Source organism: Pseudomonas sp. M5A4_2d (genome assembly GCF_053345295.1).
Genome location: NZ_JBKEZW010000007.1, coordinates 185463 through 205151 on the forward strand (window position 1 = coordinate 185463; position 19689 = coordinate 205151).

13 protein-coding genes are annotated in these 19689 nt (G+C 58.0%); 8 read left to right on the top strand and 5 right to left on the bottom strand.

Annotated elements, in window-relative coordinates; genetic code table 11:
• Positions 1 to 20: 20 nt before the first annotated feature.
• Together ACLBW8_RS17910 and ACLBW8_RS17915 are read right to left on the bottom strand one after the other, a co-directional pair.
• Entirely contained in the window at positions 21 to 1376 is a 1356-nt protein-coding gene (locus ACLBW8_RS17910) for a tryptophan--tRNA ligase (protein WP_447805965.1), read from the bottom strand.
• 24 nt (positions 1377 to 1400) lie between these two features.
• Positions 1401 to 2030: an alpha/beta hydrolase gene (locus tag ACLBW8_RS17915; RefSeq protein WP_447805966.1), complete on the bottom strand. Its 630-nt coding sequence runs from the start codon at positions 2028 to 2030 to the stop codon at positions 1401 to 1403.
• 147 nt (positions 2031 to 2177) lie between these two features.
• On the opposite strand from ACLBW8_RS17915, the gene ACLBW8_RS17920 reads away from it, so the two are divergent.
• Positions 2178 to 2615 carry a YhcB family protein gene (locus tag ACLBW8_RS17920; RefSeq protein ID WP_064450688.1) on the top strand — a complete coding sequence of 146 codons (438 nt, stop codon included), beginning with the start codon at positions 2178 to 2180 and terminating at the stop codon, positions 2613 to 2615.
• A 194-nt stretch (positions 2616 to 2809) separates the two neighbouring features.
• Here the strand turns inward: ACLBW8_RS17920 and ACLBW8_RS17925 are convergent, their stop codons facing one another.
• The 3 genes from ACLBW8_RS17925 to ACLBW8_RS17935 all read right to left on the bottom strand — a co-directional run bounded on the left by ACLBW8_RS17925 (position 2810) and on the right by ACLBW8_RS17935 (position 6449).
• Positions 2810 to 4534: an ABC transporter ATP-binding protein/permease gene (locus tag ACLBW8_RS17925; RefSeq protein WP_064450687.1), complete on the bottom strand. Its 1725-nt coding sequence runs from the start codon at positions 4532 to 4534 to the stop codon at positions 2810 to 2812.
• A 99-nt stretch (positions 4535 to 4633) separates the two neighbouring features.
• The gene (locus ACLBW8_RS17930; RefSeq protein WP_003171731.1) at positions 4634 to 5194 is read right to left on the bottom strand and encodes a response regulator transcription factor; all 561 of its coding nucleotides are present in this window, start codon (positions 5192 to 5194) and stop codon (positions 4634 to 4636) included.
• Positions 5187 to 6449, bottom strand: coding sequence for an ATP-binding protein (locus ACLBW8_RS17935; protein ID WP_064450686.1), 1263 nt, complete (start codon positions 6447 to 6449; stop codon positions 5187 to 5189). Before ACLBW8_RS17935 ends, ACLBW8_RS17930 begins: the two co-directional genes overlap by 8 nt.
• Positions 6450 to 6654: 205 nt before the next feature.
• Between ACLBW8_RS17935 and ACLBW8_RS17940 the strand changes: the two genes are divergently transcribed.
• The 7 genes from ACLBW8_RS17940 to ACLBW8_RS17970 all read left to right on the top strand — a co-directional run bounded on the left by ACLBW8_RS17940 (position 6655) and on the right by ACLBW8_RS17970 (position 19651).
• Complete coding sequence (locus tag ACLBW8_RS17940) at positions 6655 to 7368, top strand: SIMPL domain-containing protein (RefSeq protein ID WP_064450685.1); 714 nt, start codon at positions 6655 to 6657, stop codon at positions 7366 to 7368.
• 189 nt (positions 7369 to 7557) lie between these two features.
• Positions 7558 to 10893, top strand: a complete 3336-nt coding sequence (locus ACLBW8_RS17945; protein WP_447805967.1) for a dermonecrotic toxin domain-containing protein — start codon at positions 7558 to 7560, stop codon at positions 10891 to 10893.
• Between the two features lie 116 nt (positions 10894 to 11009).
• Positions 11010 to 12611, top strand: coding sequence for an ABC transporter substrate-binding protein (locus ACLBW8_RS17950; protein WP_447805968.1), 1602 nt, complete (start codon positions 11010 to 11012; stop codon positions 12609 to 12611).
• 258 nt (positions 12612 to 12869) lie between these two features.
• Positions 12870 to 14498: an ABC transporter substrate-binding protein gene (locus ACLBW8_RS17955; protein WP_447805969.1), complete on the top strand. Its 1629-nt coding sequence runs from the start codon at positions 12870 to 12872 to the stop codon at positions 14496 to 14498.
• 364 nt (positions 14499 to 14862) lie between these two features.
• The gene (locus ACLBW8_RS17960) at positions 14863 to 16407 is read left to right on the top strand and encodes an ABC transporter substrate-binding protein (protein WP_407016639.1); all 1545 of its coding nucleotides are present in this window, start codon (positions 14863 to 14865) and stop codon (positions 16405 to 16407) included.
• 170 nt (positions 16408 to 16577) lie between these two features.
• On the top strand, positions 16578 to 17972 hold the full coding sequence (locus tag ACLBW8_RS17965) for an OprD family porin (protein ID WP_447805970.1): 1395 nt from the start codon (positions 16578 to 16580) through the stop codon (positions 17970 to 17972).
• Positions 17973 to 18052: 80 nt separating this feature from the next.
• A complete protein-coding gene (locus ACLBW8_RS17970) occupies positions 18053 to 19651 on the top strand; it encodes an ABC transporter substrate-binding protein (RefSeq protein WP_447805971.1) in 1599 nt (532 codons plus the stop codon).
• Positions 19652 to 19689 lie beyond the last annotated feature (38 nt).

The following is a 19689-nucleotide window of genomic DNA, read 5'->3' on the forward strand; positions in this document are numbered from 1 at the left end:
GCAATCAACCCTTGGTCGGGTTAATCCTCGATAGGCGTCAACGCAACGCGCAAGGCGGCGATGGCAGCATCGCGTAACGTTTCGTCGGCGAACTCGGCACTGTCGGCCACCGCAGCGCCGTCCAGCCATACGCTGAAGCTCAGGGCTTCGGTGCGCACGTCCAACGCGTCGCCGCTTTGCAATTGCTTGGTCACGGCGCCAGCCGCTTTGCCGTCGGCAAAATTGCGCGACAGCAGCAGTTGCTCGCCGTCAGCGGCCAACAGGCGGAAGCGGAAACTGCCGTCGTCTTCGCGAAAGCTTACGAAGCGTGCAGCTTTGGAGGCTTTCTTCTTGGCCACAACCGGCGCGGCGGCCTGATTGACGAATGAACGCAGGCCCACCGCCTCACGCAGCTCGGCCAGGAATGGCGCCGCTACGGCACGGGCCTTCTTGGCGCCAATCAGTAGCAGGTCTTCCATGTCGGAGGGGCGCGACATCAACTGGTGGTAACGCTCGCGCGCCTCGCCCAATTGATTGTCCAGCAGTTGGAACAGACGGCTCTTCGCCTCGCCCCAGCCCAGGCCTTCCAGCAATGCGTTGCGCAATTCCGCTTCCTCGGCCTTGGTGGCAAACGCCTGGAACAGGGTGAACAGGTGCGAGTTGTCCGGGTCCTTGGCTTCGCCGGGCGCGCGGGAGTCGGTGACGATCCGCGAGATCGCGTCTTTCATGTCCTTGGCGCTGGTGAACAACGGGATAGTGTTGTCGTAGCTCTTGGACATCTTGCGGCCATCAACGCCCGGCAAGGTGGCGACGCTTTCTTCGATCAACGCCTCGGGCATGGTGAAAAATTCTTTACCGTTGCCGAACAGGTGGTTGAAACGCTGGCCGATGTCGCGGGCCATTTCCACGTGCTGGATCTGGTCACGGCCGACCGGCACCTTGTGTGCGTTGAACATCAGGATGTCCGCCGCCATCAGCACCGGGTAGCTGTACAAGCCCATGGTGATGCCCGCATCCGGGTCTTCGCCGCTTTCGACGTTCTTGTCCACCGACGCTTTATAGGCGTGGGCACGGTTGAGCAGGCCCTTGGCGGCAACACAGGTCAGCAGCCAGGTCAGCTCGGGGATTTCCGGGATGTCGGACTGGCGGTAGAAGGTCACCCGGTTCACATCCAGGCCACCGGCCAGCCAGGTCGCGGCAATTTCCATACGCGAGCGCTGGATGCGCTGCGGGTCATCGCATTTGATCAGGGCGTGGTAATCGGCCAGGAAGTAGAAAGAGTCGGCATTGGCGTCCTGGCTGGCGAGAATCGCCGGGCGGATCGCACCGGCGTAGTTGCCCAGGTGCGGCGTGCCGGTGGTGGTGATGCCGGTGAGGATACGGGTACGAGTCGTCATGGGTAATCGCTTATCAGACTGCTATCAATTCGAGAGGCGTGGCAGCACCAGATCCTTGAGATCGGTGAGCTTGCCATGAAAAAAGTGCCCGCATTCTGCCACTTTCAGCAGCTCATGGGGGCGTTTCAAGGCAGCGGACCACTCGTAGACGACCTGCGGGTCGACCACTTCGTCGGTTTCCGGCTGGATCAGGGTCAATGGGCAGCCTTGGGGCAACACGTCGGTATCGCGCAGGCGCATCACGGCAGCGGCGACCATGAACAGGTGCGCGAGTTTTTCGCCCTTGGCTTCCAGGCGCCCGCCGAGGCTGGCGGCCACATAACCGCCAAACGAGAAACCGAGCAAGGTGATCGGCAGATCGGGGTGCTTTTCCCGCAGCCAGTTGGCAGCAGCTTCGGCATCGTCCACTTCACCGGTGGCCATATCGTGGGTACCGGCGCTGGCACCGACACCCCGGTAATTGAAACGTAAAGTAATCAAACCGGCATCGCGGGCGGTGCGTTGCAGGGTCGATACGACTTTATTGAGCATGGTCCCACCCTGCACCGGGTTAGGGTGGCAGATCAGCGCCAGGCCACGTGGCTCGGGGTGATCAAGGTACAGGGCTTCCAATTGGCCAACCGGGCCATCGATCAAAACGGGGGTTTCACGCATGAGCAAGGAATGAACTCCGTGACCTCTCAAAGGGTCGACTCGTCTAGCTAAAAGTCTGTGCATGGCATGATTGCGAGCTTAATCGCGGTATACAGCGCAGGTCCGAGCCGTTAACGTAAAGCAAAGCCGTTTATAGAGGAAGGACTCGTGGAACACTCGCTCTTAGTTTGGTTGTTGCCGACTCTCGCCTTGGTTGCCGGTGTCGCCATTGGATTCCTGGTTGCCCGCCTGCTGCCGAATGCCGCGCCTAACCGCACGCAGCGTCAGTTGGATGACATTCAGGAACGTTTTGACAGTTATCAGAACGAGGTAGTTACCCACTTCAACAGCACCGCGACCCTGGTCAAGAAGCTCACTCAGAGCTACCAGGAAGTACAGGATCACCTCGCCGATGGCGCTAACCGCCTGGCCCTCGACGACATCACCCGTCAGCGTCTGCTGGCCGCGTTGCATTCCGATGCACCGCAAACACCGCGGGAACGCCTGACCCCTCCGCGGGAAAACCAGGAGCCACCACGGGACTACGCGCCAAAAACGCCAAACGCCCCAGGCATGCTGGATGAGCAGTACGGCTTGAAGAAGTAAGTCATGTTCAAGCATTAAAAAAGCCCGGCTGATCGATGATCAACCGGGCTTTTTTGTGGGCTTCACTCGCCAGGACAATGGAGATCCACTGTGGGAGCGGGCTTGCTCGCGAAAGCGGTGGGTCAGTCTGAACATCTGTAACTGACAGACCGTATTCGCGAGCAAGCCCGCTCCCACATTGACCGCGTAAGACCCTAAGCCGATTGCTGCTCCTGCAACAACCCACTCTCGATCCGCACATGCCGCCCATGGAAGCGCTTGAGGCTGCTGCGATGACCGACGCTGACGATGCTCAGCCCCGGCAATTCATCGATCAGCGCTTGATACAACGTCGCCTCATCCTCTTCATCCATCGCCGAGGTGGCTTCGTCCATGTACAGCCACTGCGGCGCGAACAACAACGCGCGGGCAAAGGCCAAACGCTGCTGCTCACCCGGCGAGAGCATACGTTGCCAGTGGTTGGCCTCGTCCAGGCGCGCGACCAGGTGCGGCAAGCGGCAGGTTTCCAGGACCTGTGCATAACGTTGCGCCGGGTAGACGCTGTCGTCCTGTGGATAACTCAATACGGCCTTCAAGGTCCCAATCGGCAGGTAGGGTTTTTGCGGCAGGAACAGGTAACGCGCAGCCGGCAGGCGAATGCTGCCATGCCCCGCTGGCCACAAGTGCCCCATCGCACGCAGCAGCGTACTTTTACCACTGCCGGAACGGCCACTGAGCATCACACGCTGACCCGGCTCTACGGTCATGTCGGCGTCGGTGAGCAAGTGGCGGCCGTCGGCCAGGTCCATGCCCAGATCCTGCACCACCAACCGCTCGCCCTCAGGGCGCACATCGATTGCTGGAGTACGCTGTTCGTTTTCACTCATAGCCTGGTGGAAGCTGAGCAGACGGTCACTGGTCGCACGCCAGCTGGCCAGGTCGGCATAGGCACTGATGAACCAACTGAAGTTGCCCTGCACATTGCCAAACGCGGAGTTGATTTGCATCAGCTCGCCCAGTTCGATCTTGCCGGCGAAATAGCGCGGCGCCGCAACCATGAAAGGGAAGATGATTGCGATCTGTTCGTAGCCGGCGGTGAAGAAGGTCAGGCGCTTGGACACTTTCATGATGTCCCAGAAGTTGTGCCAGACTTTACTGAAGCGTGTGCTCAAGCGCTGTCTTTCATTCGGCTCGCCGTTGTACAGGGCGATGCTCTCCGCGTTTTCACGCACACGCACCATGGAGAAACGCAGGTCTGCTTCGAAGCGTTGTTGTTGGTTGCTCAGGCCAATCAAGCGACGACCGATCAGGTGAGTCAACCAGCTGCCGACACCGGCGTAGACCAATGCGCACCAGAACATATAGCCCGGAATGGTGAAGCCAAACACCTCGATACTGCCGGAAACACCCCACAAAATAATCGAGAACGACACGAGGCTGACGACATTGCGCAGCAGCCCGAGGCCCAGGCTCAACGTGTTCGAGGTGAAGTTATTGAGGTCTTCTGAAATCCGCTGGTCCGGGTTATCGGTGTACCCACCCTGCTCCAGCTGGTAGTAGTTCTTGTCGGCGAGCCAACGTGCAAAATGCTTTTCGGTGAGCCAGGCACGCCAGCGGATGGTCAGCATCTGGGTCAGGTAGAGGCGGTAGACGGCACCCAGAATGGCCACGGCCGCGATACCGCCGAAATAGCCGATCAGTTGCCAGAAAGCCGCCGTGTCCTTGTGCTCCAGAGCGTTGTAGAAATCCTTGTACCAGTGGTTGATCCACACGGAGATCGCCACGCTGAACAGCGACAAGCCAATCACCGCGCCCAGCAGCAACCAGGCCTTGCCCTTCTCTTCACTGCGCCAATACGGCGTGATCATCGCCCAGGTTCGGCGGAAGAATTGCCCACGCACCGCGTCGTTGACCGCGGAATACTCAGCGTTCTGATTCATCGTTCAGGCTCGGTAGGGGAAAATGACAGGCGTTTGAACCGATCATAGACGATCGGTTCAGCGCTCCGTGCTGCCTGAAGCAGATTGTTCAGACTTTGTTCAGCGCCGTACCGGACGCTTCTGCAGCTTGCGTTGCAGGGTGCGGCGGTGCATGCCCAGGGCACGGGCAGTGGCGGAGATGTTGCCCTCATGTTCGGTCAGCACGCGCTGGATGTGTTCCCACTGCAAGCGGTCCACCGACATCGGGTTTTCCGGCACCAGGGTATCGAGGTCGGCGTGTTCGGACAGCAAGGCTGCCAGCACGTCGTCGGCGTCCGCCGGTTTGCACAGGTAGTTGCAGGCGCCGCGCTTGATGGCCTCGACAGCGGTGGCAATGCTGGAATAACCGGTGAGGATCACTACGCGCATTTCCGGGTCGAGTTCCAGCAGCTTGGGCAGCAGCACCAGGCCGGAGTCGCCGTCCATTTTCAGGTCGAGCGCGGCGTAGTCCGGCAAATCAGCCTGAGCGATGGTCAGGCCTTCTTCGGCGGAGCCTGCGGTGCTCACGCGAAAACCACGACGGCTCATGGCGCGCGCCATGACGCGGGTAAAGGTGGCGTCGTCATCTACCAGCAACAGGTGCGGCAGTTCTTCGCCTTCGACTTGGATCTCGTCACTCATCGATATCTCCTCGTGCGACACGGGGCAGGCGCAGCTCGGTGAGCGTGCCACCTTCCTCATGACTATAGAGCTTCACTGAGCCGCCCGCGCGGGTCACGCTGGCCTTGCTCAAAAACAGGCCCAGGCCGAAGCCTTTGCCCTTGGTGGTAAAGAACGGTTTGCCGATCTGCTCGGCAATGGCCAGCGGCACGCCCGCGCCGTGGTCACGAATGCTGATGGTCACGTTTTCCGCATCCCAGTCCAGCTGTACGCCCAGGCCTTCGGGGCAGGCATCAGCAGCATTGTTCAACAGGTTGAGCAGCGCCTGGGTCAGGTCCGGTGGTGGCGCCATGCGTGGCACGCTGCCTTGGCCCAGCAGGTTGAAACGGTAACTGGCTTCGGGGCGCATCAGGTGCCAGCGGTTCAGGGCTTCGTCGAGCCACTGGGTCACATCCTGCATCTCCACGGCCAGGCGGCGATTGGCTTCAGCGGCACGCACCAGTTGCTGCAAGGTCTGTTTACATTGCTTGACCTGTTCCTGCAGCACGCTCAGGTCATCCTGCAGGGCTGGGTCGTGATGGTCCTGGACCATCTCATTGAGCAGCACGCTCATGGTCGCCAGCGGCGTGCCCAATTCATGGGCGGCGCCGGCAGCCTGAGTGGCGACGGCCAGCAATTGCTGGTCGCGCAGGCCTTCTTCGCGGCGAATGGCGCGCAACTCTTCCTGGCGACGCAGTTCTTCGGCCATGCGTGCAGCGAAGAAGGTAATCACTGCAGCTGACAGGGCGAAACTCAGCCACATCCCGTAGATCTGCAGGTTTTCCCGCGCGATGGGGAACGTCTGCAATGGATAAAACTGTGCCAGCAACAAGGTGTACAGGGTCAGCGCAATACCCGACAGCACCACCGAGTAGCGCCACGGCAAGGTCACCGCGGCGATGGTCAGTGGCACCAGGTAATAAGAAACAAACGGGTTGGTGGAACCACCGGAGAAATACAGCAACACACTGTGGATAAACAGGTCGCAGGCCAATTGCAGGGCGTATTCCAGTTCAGTCACCGGCCACGTGGTGCGCAGGCGGATGGCCGTAAACACACACAGCACGATGGAGAAGCCGAGGGTCACGGCCAGTTGCAGCCACGGCAACGGCAGCAGGTCGAACCAATACGCGAGCCCGACGGAGCCAGCCTGTGCGGCCAGTACCAAGGTGCGAATGAACGTCAGGCGCCAGAGGTTCTGGCGTGTGGCGGAAGTCAGTTTTACGGCGGCGAGCATGAGCTCTCCCGGTGAGCGCTGCAGGCGGATCGGCAGGAGTATAAACGAAGCAGGCCGCCTGGCATGGCGTGTGTGGCTCTTTGACGCAGGCCGCGTAAATGACCGTTCGTCGGCATCCCCACAACTTGTAGCGAATGTGTAAACCCGAAGAACCCGACATCACCGTCTACAGTCATACCGAACACGACTATCCCAAGGAGCTTCCATGTCTCGTTTCACTCGCAGTGCAGCCGTTATCACCCTCAGCGCCAGCGCCCTGGCCAGCCTTCCCGCCATGGCCGCCGATGCGCTGAATTACAACCAGATTTCCCTGCGTGCCGAGGTCAGCCAGGAAGTTGCCCGCGACAAGATGATCGTCACCCTCTACACCGAATCGCAAAACGCCGACCCGGCCAAGCTTGCCGCTGAAATCACCACGACCATGAACAAGGCCCTGGGCGAGGCTCGTGAAGTCAAAGGCGTGACCCTGCGTCAGGGCAGCCGCAACAGCTACCCGATCTACGACAACAAGAACCAGAAGATCACCGGCTGGCGTGAACGCGCTGAACTGCGCCTGGAAAGCGCCGACTTCCCGGCGCTGTCCAAGCTCACCGGCGATCTGCTGAACACCCTGAAAATGGAAAACATGGACTTCGCCATCGCCGACACCACACGTAAGGCCAGCGAAGATGCGTTGCTCAAAGACGCGGTTGCCGCCTTCAAGGCACGCGCCCAATTGGCCACCGACGCACTGGGCGGCAAGGGTTACAAGATCGTCAACTTGAACTTCAACACCAACGGTTATCCACAACCGTACGCCCGAAACGGCGGGATGATGATGAAAGCGGCCATGATGGATTCGGCGCCGACGCCGGAAGTGGAGGCCGGGACCAGTCAGGTGAACATGAGCGCCGACGGCGTGATTGAAGTCCTGCAGTAAGGCTTTTCGAAACAGAAAAACGGCGCGGCCTTGAGGGTTAGCGCCGTTTTTTTTGTAAGACCCAGCGACACCGTCTGTAGTCCCTCATATCCAGCCACAGACCCATATGGAATCAAATGCCCGGTTCTCACTACAGAGTTAATGCAACGGCGCACGCCGACATCCTCTTACTTCACGAGAACCGAATTCATGACCGTATATCTCAATCGGACACCTCCTCAGTTACAGGAAAACCTACCTGTCTATGCGCCGCCGAAAACCGAAGCGCAAACCACGCAAGCGCCCCAACGTTCAGCCGAAAAAACGGTTAACCCTCATGAAACACAGCTGCTCAAAGCTTACCTTGAGCAGGTGAATCGCCTGGCGCTGCACACCTCGCCCAGACTGGTCAGTGTTCCGAGACAGAGTACCTTGGGCCAATGGCTTGAATTATATGATGCCCACGTGCGACAACCCGCTCTCAATGGATGGCTGTTTAGACAAGGAATCCACGACATCGGCCAGTTTTCGGTCGCCCCCTCAACAGGCACCTTGTCCGCTGAAGTGGAGGGAAAAAAGAAAACTTTCAGCCTTACGGACACGTCGGGCTGGGGACAAATCTCAGCGGCATTGCTGGCGACCGCCAGCGTGATCGCACCCGGAAAAAGTGGTGATTTGCGGGTGGAACAACATGATGGCTTCCTTCAAGTCCATCCAAAGGTAGTGGCACACTTCCAAGGTGTTCCATTCCCGCAATCCGCCGCCTTTGCGCGGGCGCAATTCAACCAACTGGCCCCCAAAGATGCGTTCGACCCTATCCCGCCTGATGACCGATTACGCCCTGCCAGCCGCCGCTCAGAAGACGCGATGCAAGCGCAAATACAGAGTGCCGGCAAGTTCTACAGCACCGCCCCCGCGGCACTGGATTACAAGCTTTTGGCGGTCGACGTCGCCAACAACCTGCCCGATACGCGGGCCGAAGCCAAGAAGTGGGCAGAAGCGCTGATTCTCAAGTTGACGGGCAACGTGGTCGATGCTGACACGATCTATTTGAACCGTTTCAGGAGCGCGAGCAGCGCGAACACCGTAACAGGCTGGGAGCACACCTTTGAGGAGCCCTACTCCTCATTACGCCTGCCGGATGCCCTGCTGAAAAACTTCTCCGAACACGATTGGATTCCGGGCACCCTGGATCAGGAAGCCGGTCTGTACACGGTAGGTGCCGGTCAAAGCACAAAGGGTGGGTACGGCGCCGACAACCAATTCGCCCTCGTACCCTCCTCGGTCATGCACGAGAGTTGGAAGACCGACTTCCAGACCCAGATGACCCAGAAAATCGACAATTTCTGGAGCGCTCATAGCAGTAACTACGAGACGGCGATCAAAGGTGAGTTCGTCTTTCAGGCTCGCAAGCAATTGAAGGCCAATGAAGCCAGATCAACAGCTGAGCGCAAACTGCAAGCACCCGAGCACCAACTCACCCGTGACGATTACCGCTTGGTGATGGGGGCAGTGTCCAACCTCCCACTCGATGAAAATGCGCCGATCAGCGTGGAACAACTCAAGGCCATGGCGCCAGCGAAAGGCATCGTCCAGGCGAATGCGCTTAACCTCCATGGCTTTACGTCCAACGATATTGTGCGTTTCAGCGCCGCAGACGGTGGCCGTCAAGTGCTCTATATCCCTGGTGCCGAACCGGCGTTTCTCAGGTTTGACTCACTTGCGAAACTGGATCAATGGGTCATTCAGCAGACCCGGGAGCCTAAAAAGCGAGAGGCACTGCTCTCTCATTTTCCGTTGATCTACCGCCAGGACCATGAAGCCAGTTTGGGCATTCGAGCAGCCAATATACTCGTGCCACTTCTAGGGTTCACCCATGTAGCCGACAAGAAAGAGGGCTTGGATACCCTGTTCAAAAAAATGGCTACCGGAGAGTTCAAGGGGTCAGCGATCAACAACAGCCACTCCGGGATCGAGGGGGATGTGTTTTCCACATTGGCAACCGCCAGCAAGGAACGCATGAAGAGTGATGCTGACGTTGTCATCAAGTCCAACAGCGAAGTGATCCGCGACACTTGGCTGAACGACATCACCGTGGCCGCCGGTTTGTTGGCCAAATTTGCCCCCATCGCTGCACCGGTTGCCGCTGCGGCCGTGCTCGCAGGGCTAACCGAACTGGCGTTAGGAGCAGAAAAAGCCTCGTCCGGCGACACGCAGGCGGAACGCAAGGACGGTGCTTCCAAGGCATTCGATGGTTTGTTGAATACCCTGTTCTCAGTCGGGGCGAGCGCAGTCCCTGAAGACCCGTTTGCCCTGCCTCCCGAGACAAAATTACCGCCCGCGGAGCCGCTGATTCCACCGACCGCCAATGAAATCCAGGAGCCACGGCCAGGACCGTCCTCCGGTAACAGTTCTGTCGTCAACGCGCCTGTGCCGCAACCCTTGCCGAGATCCGAGTCACTTATCCGCATGGCGCAACATGCCGTCCCTGACGGTGAGGCATTGATAAAGAATGCTACTCGAGACGCACTCGGTGTTTATCGAATGACTGACAGTAAGGGGACATTCCGCCAATTCGTGCGTTTTACCGATGAAACAGAAACGAGCCGTATATTTGAAATATCGGGGCGTTACCGGTCCGGCGACGCCTTTGCCAAAATCATTAATCCGGATAACGGCGCGGGGCTGATGGTGATAACACCGGGGCGCGATGCTCAATGGGAGCGCGCACCTGCCGATGGCGGCCTTCGACTGTGGCCATGGACAGGTACGCCTTCGCCAACGCCGAGTGAAAACCTGACGCCGAAATTCTCTGACTTGTTCGCAGACTTCGATGAGCCGGCGGTAAAGCAATCGGAGAGATTTGACGCACTTCTAAAAGTTGATGAAGCAAAACCCTTCTTGCCGTCGACAAAAGGATATGAAGAAAATGGCGAACTCAAAAGAAAGTTGGTGCTTACCTGGAGCGCCCCCAAACAGGAATTCACGCTGCTTGAATCTGAGAAGGCTATCGCTACGCCTTACAGCGACAGCAACTATTCGCACAACTTCATTCTTGACCTTAACCGCTCTGACTACTCAGTCACTAAACTGACAGAACACGGCGAGCTTCACTTCAGTCTGGATGCCCACGGCGACTCTGCAGAAACGATCCGACTCAATAGGCTTAAACAGTTCGAGAGCGCGATTCCCGATGCGGCTATGCGCTCGCGAATTTCCGAGGTCGCCCATCAAGGCTCGGTCGAGCCCGCCACTATCGAGTTGATCAGTACTTTAAAAGACGGCTATAGCCCGAAAGTGAGCACCGCTACGTACTCGGTAGAATATGACCCCGTCAAAAACGAAGCCCGCGTCAAAGTCGCCGCCCAATGGGATGTGAATGATTTGAGCGGTGACGAGATGAAGCCTGTTTCAGATATGAAAATGACCAGCAGCCGAACCTTTCTCGTCAGCTTGGGCAACGAAGTATCAGACAACCCCTACATCATCCAGGAGATGGCCCCGACTCAGCTCGAGGCAACGCTGCCAGGAGGCCCGGCCCAATAAGCTAGTCACAGCCATTGAGACGCTAATCTCTACCTGAGTCACAAGAACGGCGGTAACCTCGGTGACCGCCGTTTTCGTTTGGGCAGCTTTATACGCCAGCCACTTCAGGGGTCTCCATGGAAAGAATCGCCTTAAAACCGCTCCTCCTCGCTGCCGGCCTCTTGGCCTTCATGCCGCTGGCCCAAGCGGCCAGCACCCTGGTCTACTGCTCCGAAGCCAGCCCCGCCGGCTTCGACCCCAGCCAGTACACCAGTGGCACCGACTTTGATGCCTCCGCCGAAACCGTGTTCAACCGCCTGACCCAGTTCAAGCGTGGCGGCACCGAAGTCGAACCCGGCTTGGCCACGAGCTGGGATGTGTCCAACGATGGCCTGAGCTACACCTTCCACCTGCGCGATGGCGTCAAGTTTCACACCACCGACTACTTCACCCCCACCCGCGACTTCAACGCGGATGATGTGCTGTTCACCTTCAACCGGCTTTTGGACGCCCAAAGCCCATTCCGCAAGGCTTACCCGTCCGAGTCGCCCTACTTCACCGACATGGGCTTGAACACCACGATCAAAAGCGTCGAAAAACTCGACGAGCACACCGTGCGTTTCAGCCTGAACAATGTCGATGCCTCGTTTGTGCAGAACCTGGCCATGAGCTTTGCCTCGGTGCAATCGGCCGAATATGCGGCCCAGCTGTTGAAAGAAGGCAAGGCGGAGGACATCAACCAAAAACCGGTGGGCACCGGGCCATTTGTGTTCAAGCGCTACCAGAAGGACTCGCAGATCCGCTACGTCGCCAATAAACAGTATTGGAAGCCCGAGGACGTGAAGCTCGACAACCTGGTGTTCGCGATCACCCCGGACGCGGCGTCGCGGTTGCAGAAACTCAAGGCCGGCGAATGCCAGGTCAGCGGTTACCCACGGCCTGCCGACATTGAAGTGATGAAACAGGACCCGAACCTGCGCGTGCTGCAACAAGCCGGTTTCAACCTGGGCTTCCTGGCCTACAACGTGACTCACCCGCCGCTGGACCAGCTCAAAGTGCGCCAGGCCCTCGACATGGCCATCGACAAGCCAGCAATCATCAAGGCTGTTTACCAAAGCGCCGGACAATTGGCGCAGAACGCACTGCCACCGGCGCAGTGGTCTTACGACCCGACTATCAAGGACGCGCCCTACGACCCGACCAAGGCTCGGGCGCTACTAAAAGAAGCAGGGGTTGCACCAGGTACCACCATCAATTTGTGGGCGATGACTGTGCAGCGCGCCTCCAACCCCAACGCGCGAATGTCAGCACAAATGATCCAGCAGGATTGGGAGAAGGTCGGTATCAAAGCCAACATAATCAGCTACGAATGGGGCGAATACATCAAACGCGCCAAAAATGGCGAGCACGACGCGATGATTTATGGCTGGACCGGCGACAACGGCGATCCGGATAACTGGCTCGGCGTGCTCTACAGTTGTGCTGCGGTCAAGGGCAGCAATTATGCGAAATGGTGTAACCCGGCCTACGACAAACTTGTGCAGCAGGCCAAGCTCAGCAGCGACCGCGAGCAGCGCATCAAGTGGTATCAACAGGCGCAGAAAATCCTTAAGGAACAAGTACCTATAACACCTATCGCTAACTCGACGGTTTTCCAGCCTATTCGAAAAGAAGTGCAGGACTTCAAGATCAGTCCTTTTGGCCTGACGCCGTTTTATGGTGTCAGTCTAGATAAGTAACAGCTACGCCCCAACCGAGTGCACCAGACGCTTCGGTTGGGCCTTTTTGGTGCGACGAATGCACCGAAAAAACCCTCTATATATATGCATTTATGTACAAACTTTCATAAATGCGACATTCCTGTACGTTCGTACCACACTTTGCCTCTTGCAACGGTTCAGCATCTTGCAATGGGTATGGCCCCTGCATAAGTATCCGCAGGCCGACTCACGAGGTCGCCCTCACCACCAAAAATGACAACAAATCATGAGGCCAACATGCTTAAACACGCAGTCATTCCGCTTTTAGTTAGTGCTGGCCTTATGGCCGCAGCCCCTTTCGCCCAAGCGGCGACTAACCTGGTGTTCTGCTCCGAAGGGAGCCCGGCCGGTTTTGACCCAGGCCAGTACACCACCGGAACAGACTTCGATGCTTCGGCCGAAACCATGTTCAACCGTCTGACTCAGTTCGAACGCGGCGGCACCGCTGTGGTTCCTGGGCTGGCCACCACCTGGGACGTGTCCCCGGATGGCCTGACGTACACCTTCCACTTGCGCGACGGTGTCAAGTTCCACACCACCTCGTACTTCAAGCCGACCCGTACCTTCAATGCCGATGACGTGCTGTTCACGTTCAACCGCATGATCAACAAGGACGACCCGTTCCGCAAAGCCTACCCCACCGAGTTCCCGTACTTCACGGACATGGGGATGGACACCAACATCAAGAACATCGAAAAAGTCGATGACCACACCGTCAAGTTCACCCTTGGCACCGTGGACGCGGCTTTCATCCAGAACCTGGCGATGAGCTTCGCTTCGATCCAGTCGGCTGAATACGCAGCCCAGCTGTTGAGAGAAGGCAAGGCACAGGACATCAACCAGAAGCCAATCGGCACTGGCCCGTTCGTATTCAAGAGCTACCAGAAAGACTCGAACATCCGTTACACCGGCAACAAGGATTACTGGAAACCTGAAGACGTGAAGATCGACAACCTGATCTTCGCTATCACCACCGACCCGTCGGTGCGTATCCAGAAACTCAAGAAAAACGAATGCCAGGTGACCCTGTTCCCACGTCCGGCCGACCTCAAGGCGCTGGGTGAAGACAAGGATCTGAAACTGCCGCACCAGGCCGGTTTCAACCTGGGCTACATCGCTTACAACGTAATGCCGGTTCTCAAAGGCCAGACCGCTGCCAACCCGCTCTCCGACCTGCGTGTGCGTGAAGCGCTGGACATGTCGGTGAACAAGCAGCAGATCATCGACTCCGTGTATCAGGGCGCAGGCCAACTGGCCGTCAACGCCATGCCGCCGACCCAGTGGTCCTACGACACCACCATCAAGGACGCCCCGTACGATGTGACCAAAGCCAAGGCTTTGCTCAAGGAAGCAGGCGTCAAGGAAGGCACCGAAATCACCCTGTGGGCGATGCCGGTTCAACGTCCATACAACCCGAACGCCAAGCTGATGGCCGAGATGCTGCAGAACGACTGGAAACAGATCGGCCTGAAGGTCAACATCGTCAGCTACGAGTGGGGCGAGTACATCAAACGCTCCAAGGGCGGCGAGAACCAGGCCATGATCATTGGCTGGAGCGGCGACAATGGTGACCCGGACAACTGGCTGAACGTGCTGTTCGGCTGCGATTCGCTGTCCGGTAACAACTTCTCCAAATGGTGTGACAAGAAATTCGACGGCATCGTGAAAGAAGCCAAGGCCACTTCGGATGTCACCAAACGCACCGAGCTGTACAAGCAGGCGCAACATATCCTCAAAGATGCAGTCCCGATGACACCTATCGCGCACTCGACGGTGTATCAACCCATGCGCAACACCGTGCAGGACTTCAAGATCAGCCCGTTTGGCTTGAACTCCTTCTACGGCGTGAGCGTAAGCGGCAAGTAAGGATTAATAACGGCGACGCTTCATAACGTCGCCGTTATTGCATCCGCCTGGACCGTAGGAAACAGACCACGACAAAACTCATTGCGTCTTACAGCAATGAGCCGCGACGTAGAGCTCCGTTACCTACAAGGTCAATCCGTTTTGGCGCATTTACTGCGAAGTCCGCGGCCCATACCGTCGTAGGACAGCAGAGTCTCCAATCTCGGAAAGGCACTTGCTGCGTGTGGGATCAGTGATGTCTCCCTGGCTGAACGCCCGGGTGATTGCTCACTGATGACAACAACAAACAAGGATCGGGATCGTCATGCGCCATACCACCGTTCTATCCGCAATTTTTGGCACCAGCCTGCTGGCTGTGGCCACGATGGGCCAAGCCGCCGACAAGAAGAGCCTGGTGTTCTGCTCTGAAGGCAGCCCGGCCGGGTTTGACACCGCGCAGTACACCACCGCCACGGACAACGACGCAGCGGAGCCGCTGTACAACCGCCTGGTTGAGTTCGAAAAAGGCGAGACCAATGTGGTACCTGCGCTGGCAACCAAGTGGGATATTTCGCCAGACGGCCTGACCTACACCTTTCACCTGCGTGAAGGGGTGAAATTCCACAGCAACAAGGAATTCAAGCCGACGCGCGACTTCAACGCCGACGACGTGCTGTTCACGTTCAACCGCATGCTTGACCCCGACCACCCGTTTCGCAAGGCCTACCCCACCGAGTTTCCGTACTTCAACGGGATGAGCCTGAACAAGAATATTGCCAAGGTCGAGAAAACCGACCCGCACACCGTGGTGATGACATTGAACACGGTCGACGCCGCGTTCGTGCAAAACATCGCCATGAGCTTTGCCGCGATTCTGTCAGCCGAATACGCCGAGCAGTTGCTTAAGGAAGGCAAACCCAGCGACATCAACCAGAAGCCGATCGGCACTGGCCCGTATGTGTTCCAGCGCTATCAGAAAGACTCGCAGATCCGTTATGTGGCCAACAAACAGTACTGGGACCCGAGCCGGGTCAAGCTGGATCAATTGATCTTCGCCATCAACACTGACGCGTCAGTGCGGGTGCAGAAGCTCAAGGCCGGCGAATGCCAGGTGACCCTGCATCCGCGCCCGGCCGACGTCGATGCCCTCAAGGCCGACCCGAACCTGCAACTGCTGACCAAGCCCGGTTTCAACCTCGGCTATATCGCCTACAACGTGCGCCACAAACCCTTCGACCAGCTCGAAGTGCGGCAGGCGCTGGACATGGCGGTGAACAAGCAAAGCATCCTGAATGCCGTGTATCAGGGCGCGGGCCAACTGGCCGTCAACGCCATGCCGCCGACGCAGTGGTCTTACGACGACACCATCAAGGACGCCGCCTACAACCCGGAAAAAGCCAAGCAACTGCTCAAGGCCGCCGGCGTTAAGGAAGGCACCGAGATCACCCTGTGGGCGATGCCGGTACAACGGCCCTACAACCCCAACGCCAAGCTGATGGCCGAAATGCTGCAAAGCGATTGGGCCAAGATCGGCCTCAAGGTCAAGATCGTCAGCTACGAGTGGGGCGAATACATCAAGCGCACCAAGAACGGTGAGCACGATGTCAGCCTGATCGGCTGGACCGGTGACAACGGTGACCCGGACAACTGGCTGGGTACTCTTTATAGCTGCGACGCCATCGGCGGGAACAACTACTCCATGTGGTGTGACCCGGCGTACGACAAGCTGATCAAGCAAGCCAAGGTCGTGACCGACCGCGAACAAAGGACTGTTCTGTACAAACAGGCGCAGCAACTGCTCAAGCAGCAGGTGCCGATCACGCCAGTCGCCCACTCGACGGTCAACCAGCCGTTAAGCGCCAAAGTCGAAGGTTTCAAAGTCAGCCCCTTCGGCCGCAACGTGTTCTCGGGCGTCAGTATTAACCCATAAGAAAATAACTGGATGGCGGGGAGCGAAATTCGCTCTCCGGCAAACGTGCAGCCTTTTGTTGGGAATTTTCCTACGGCAAACGTTTGCAAGAGCTTGAACGAGTTACACACCCAATAGCCGGTTCACCTAAAAAGACCGGCATTAAAAAGAGAACCAAAGGAGCTTCACCCATGAAACTGAGTAGCAAAGCGCTTCTGGCCCTGGCCATCAGCAGCATCACGGCAACCGCCTTCGCTGAAACCCAGAGCCAGGACTTCGTTCCAACCACATTGGCCGGCACCAGTGCCCAAAGCGAGGCCAAGGGCTTTGTCGATGGATTCAGCCTGGGCGGTACTACCCGTAACTGGTTTGCCAACGAACAGAAATTCCGTGGCGGCAAGTTCACTTACCAAAAACACGGCGAAGCCCGCACCGACGCGTACCGTACCAACTGGGTGCAAGGCACCATCCTCAACGCTACCTCGGGCTTCACCCAAGGCACCGTTGGCGTGAGCACCGAAGTGGCGGTCTACAACGCTCTGGTTCTGGACCGTAGCAAGCGCGACATCAAGGGTGGTTCCAACCGTACCCTGGCCGACTCCAACGGTGACGCAGTCGACCAGTGGAGCAAACTGGGCCTGGCCAACGTCAAGTTCCGCGTCTCGAACACCACATTGACCGCCGGTCGCCAGAACTTCAGCAGCGGTATCGTCGACACCATCGGCAACCGTGCCCTGCCTTCGAGCTTTGAAGGTGTGAGCTTCAACAGTGAAGAATTCAGCAACCTGTCGTTCCAGGGTGGCGTGTTTGACCGCGTTTCGCCACGTACCGAGCAGAGCCTGTCGAAATTCCGCTCCGAGTACGGCAATGGTCAGGAAACCGACAAGGTCAACACCTTGGGCGTCAACTACCAGCCATTCAAGAGCCTGAAAACCAGCCTGTTCGCCGCCAATGTCGAAGACTTCTGGAACCAGTACTACTTCGGCGCCACCCACGAACTGGGTGATGCACAGACCCTGGCACTGACCACGGGCCTGAACTACTACAAAACCGTCGATACCGGCAAAAAGCTGATGGGTAAAATCGACAACGATACCTACTCGCTGTCGCTGGGCCTGACTCACCAAGCCCACAGCCTGACCTTCTCGTACCAGGAAGTGAACGGTAACGAGTACTTCGACTACCTGCACGAAACCAACGGCATCTACCTGGCCAACTCCCTGACGTCCGACTTTAACGGCCCGAACGAGAAATCCTTCCAGGTTGCCTACGGTATCAACATGGCCGAATACGGCGTGCCAGGCTTGAAGTTCAATATCTACTCGGCTCGCGGCTGGGGCATTGACGGCACTCACTACACCGGCAACGGTGGCATCGCCGGCCGTGGGTATGACGGCATTCAGTCCCAGGACGGCGAGAAACACCAGGAATACGGCATCGGCACTTCCTACGCCTTGCAGAGCGGCCCACTCAAGGCCACCACGATTCGTGGTACCTACGTGACTCACCGCGCCAGTGCCAACCAGGCTGACGGCAACATCCGTGAGTTCCGCCTGGTCACCACCATCCCGTTCAACATTCTTTAATTAGCACCAGGTAGTCGGCGGGCTCATTACGAGCCCGCCGGCTACGCTTGTCTGGTTTAATCGATTGCAGAGGGCTCTGAATGAAAATGCTCCCGCTACAAGCTGCCATTGCCGCTGCGCTGTTGAGCGTCGCGATCGGCGTTTCGGCCAAACCGCTGGTGGTCTGCACCGAAGCCAGCCCGGAAGGTTTTGACCCGGTCCTGTACACCACCGCAGTGACGTCTGACGCCGCCGCCGAAACCATGTTCAACCGCCTGGTGGACTTCAAGCCCGGCACCACCGAAGTGATCCCCGCACTGGCCAAGGCCTTGCCGGAAATCAGCGCCGATGGCCTGATCTACACGTTCCACCTGCGTGACGACATCAAGTTCCACACCACCGACTACTTCAAACCCACGCGCAACATGAATGCCGACGATGTACTTTGGAGCTTCCAGCGCCAGTTGGACCCGAATCACCCTTGGCACAACAAGTCCAACGTGGGCTACCCGTACTTTGAAAGCATGGGCTTCAAGGAACTGCTCAAGAGCGTAACGAAGACCGACGACCACACCGTCGTTTTTACCCTGACCCGTCCTGAAGCACCGTTTTTGGCCGACCTGGCCATGGCGTTTTCCTCGATTCACTCCGCCGAATACGCCGACCAGTTGCTCAAGTCCGGCAAGACCGATGACCTGAACGCCAAGCCGATCGGCACCGGGCCGTTCATCTTCACCCGCTACGCCAAAGACGCCCAAGTGCGCTTCAAGGCCAACCCGGATTACTTCCGTGGCAAGCCGCCGGCGGACCCGCTGATCCTGGCGATCACCACCGACAACAATGTGCGTCTGCAAAAGCTCAAGGCCAACGAATGCCAGATCGCGCTGTATCCGAAACCGGATGACGTGCCGAGCATGAAAGCCGACCCGAACCTGAAAGTGACGGAACTGGCGGCGATGACCACCAGCTACACTGCGCTGAACACCACCCACAAGTACATGAGCGACGCGCGGGTGCGTCACGCGATCAACATCGCGTTCGACAAAAAAGGCTACAACGAATCCCTGTACGGCAAAGGCAACGCCATCGACGCCACCGGCCCGTATCCACCGACCCTGCTGGGTTTCAGCGACAAACTGAAAAACCCGCCGCGTGACCTGGACAAGGCCCGCGCCCTGCTCAAGGAAGCCGGCGTACCGGAAGGCACCGAGTTCACCCTGTTCACCCGTAACGGCGGTGGCCCGACCAACCCTAACCCAATGCTCGGCGCCCAGCGCATGCAGGCGGATTTGGCTCAGATTGGCCTGAAGGTCAATATCAAAGTCATGGAATGGGGCGAGATGCTCAAGCGTGCTAAAAACGGCGAGCACGACATGGTGTCGGCTGGCTGGGCAGGGGATAACGGGGACCCGGATAACTTCCTCACCCCTAACCTGAGTTGCGATGCAGCCAAAAACGGCGAAAACTACGCCCGCTGGTGTAACAAAGAGTTTCAAGACTTGATCGATAAGGCACGCGCCATTGAGGAACCCTCGAAACGGGCTGCACTCTACGAACAAGCCATGGACGTTTTCGAGAAGGACCAACCGTGGATTCCCATGGCTTACCCGAAAATGTTCACCGCCATGCGTAAAAACGTCGAAGGTTTTACCCAAAGCCCTCTGACGACAAATAACTTCGCCACCACCCAGGTGAAGTAATAAGAGAAGACGCTCGGCACCGTCGCCATTGACGGTGC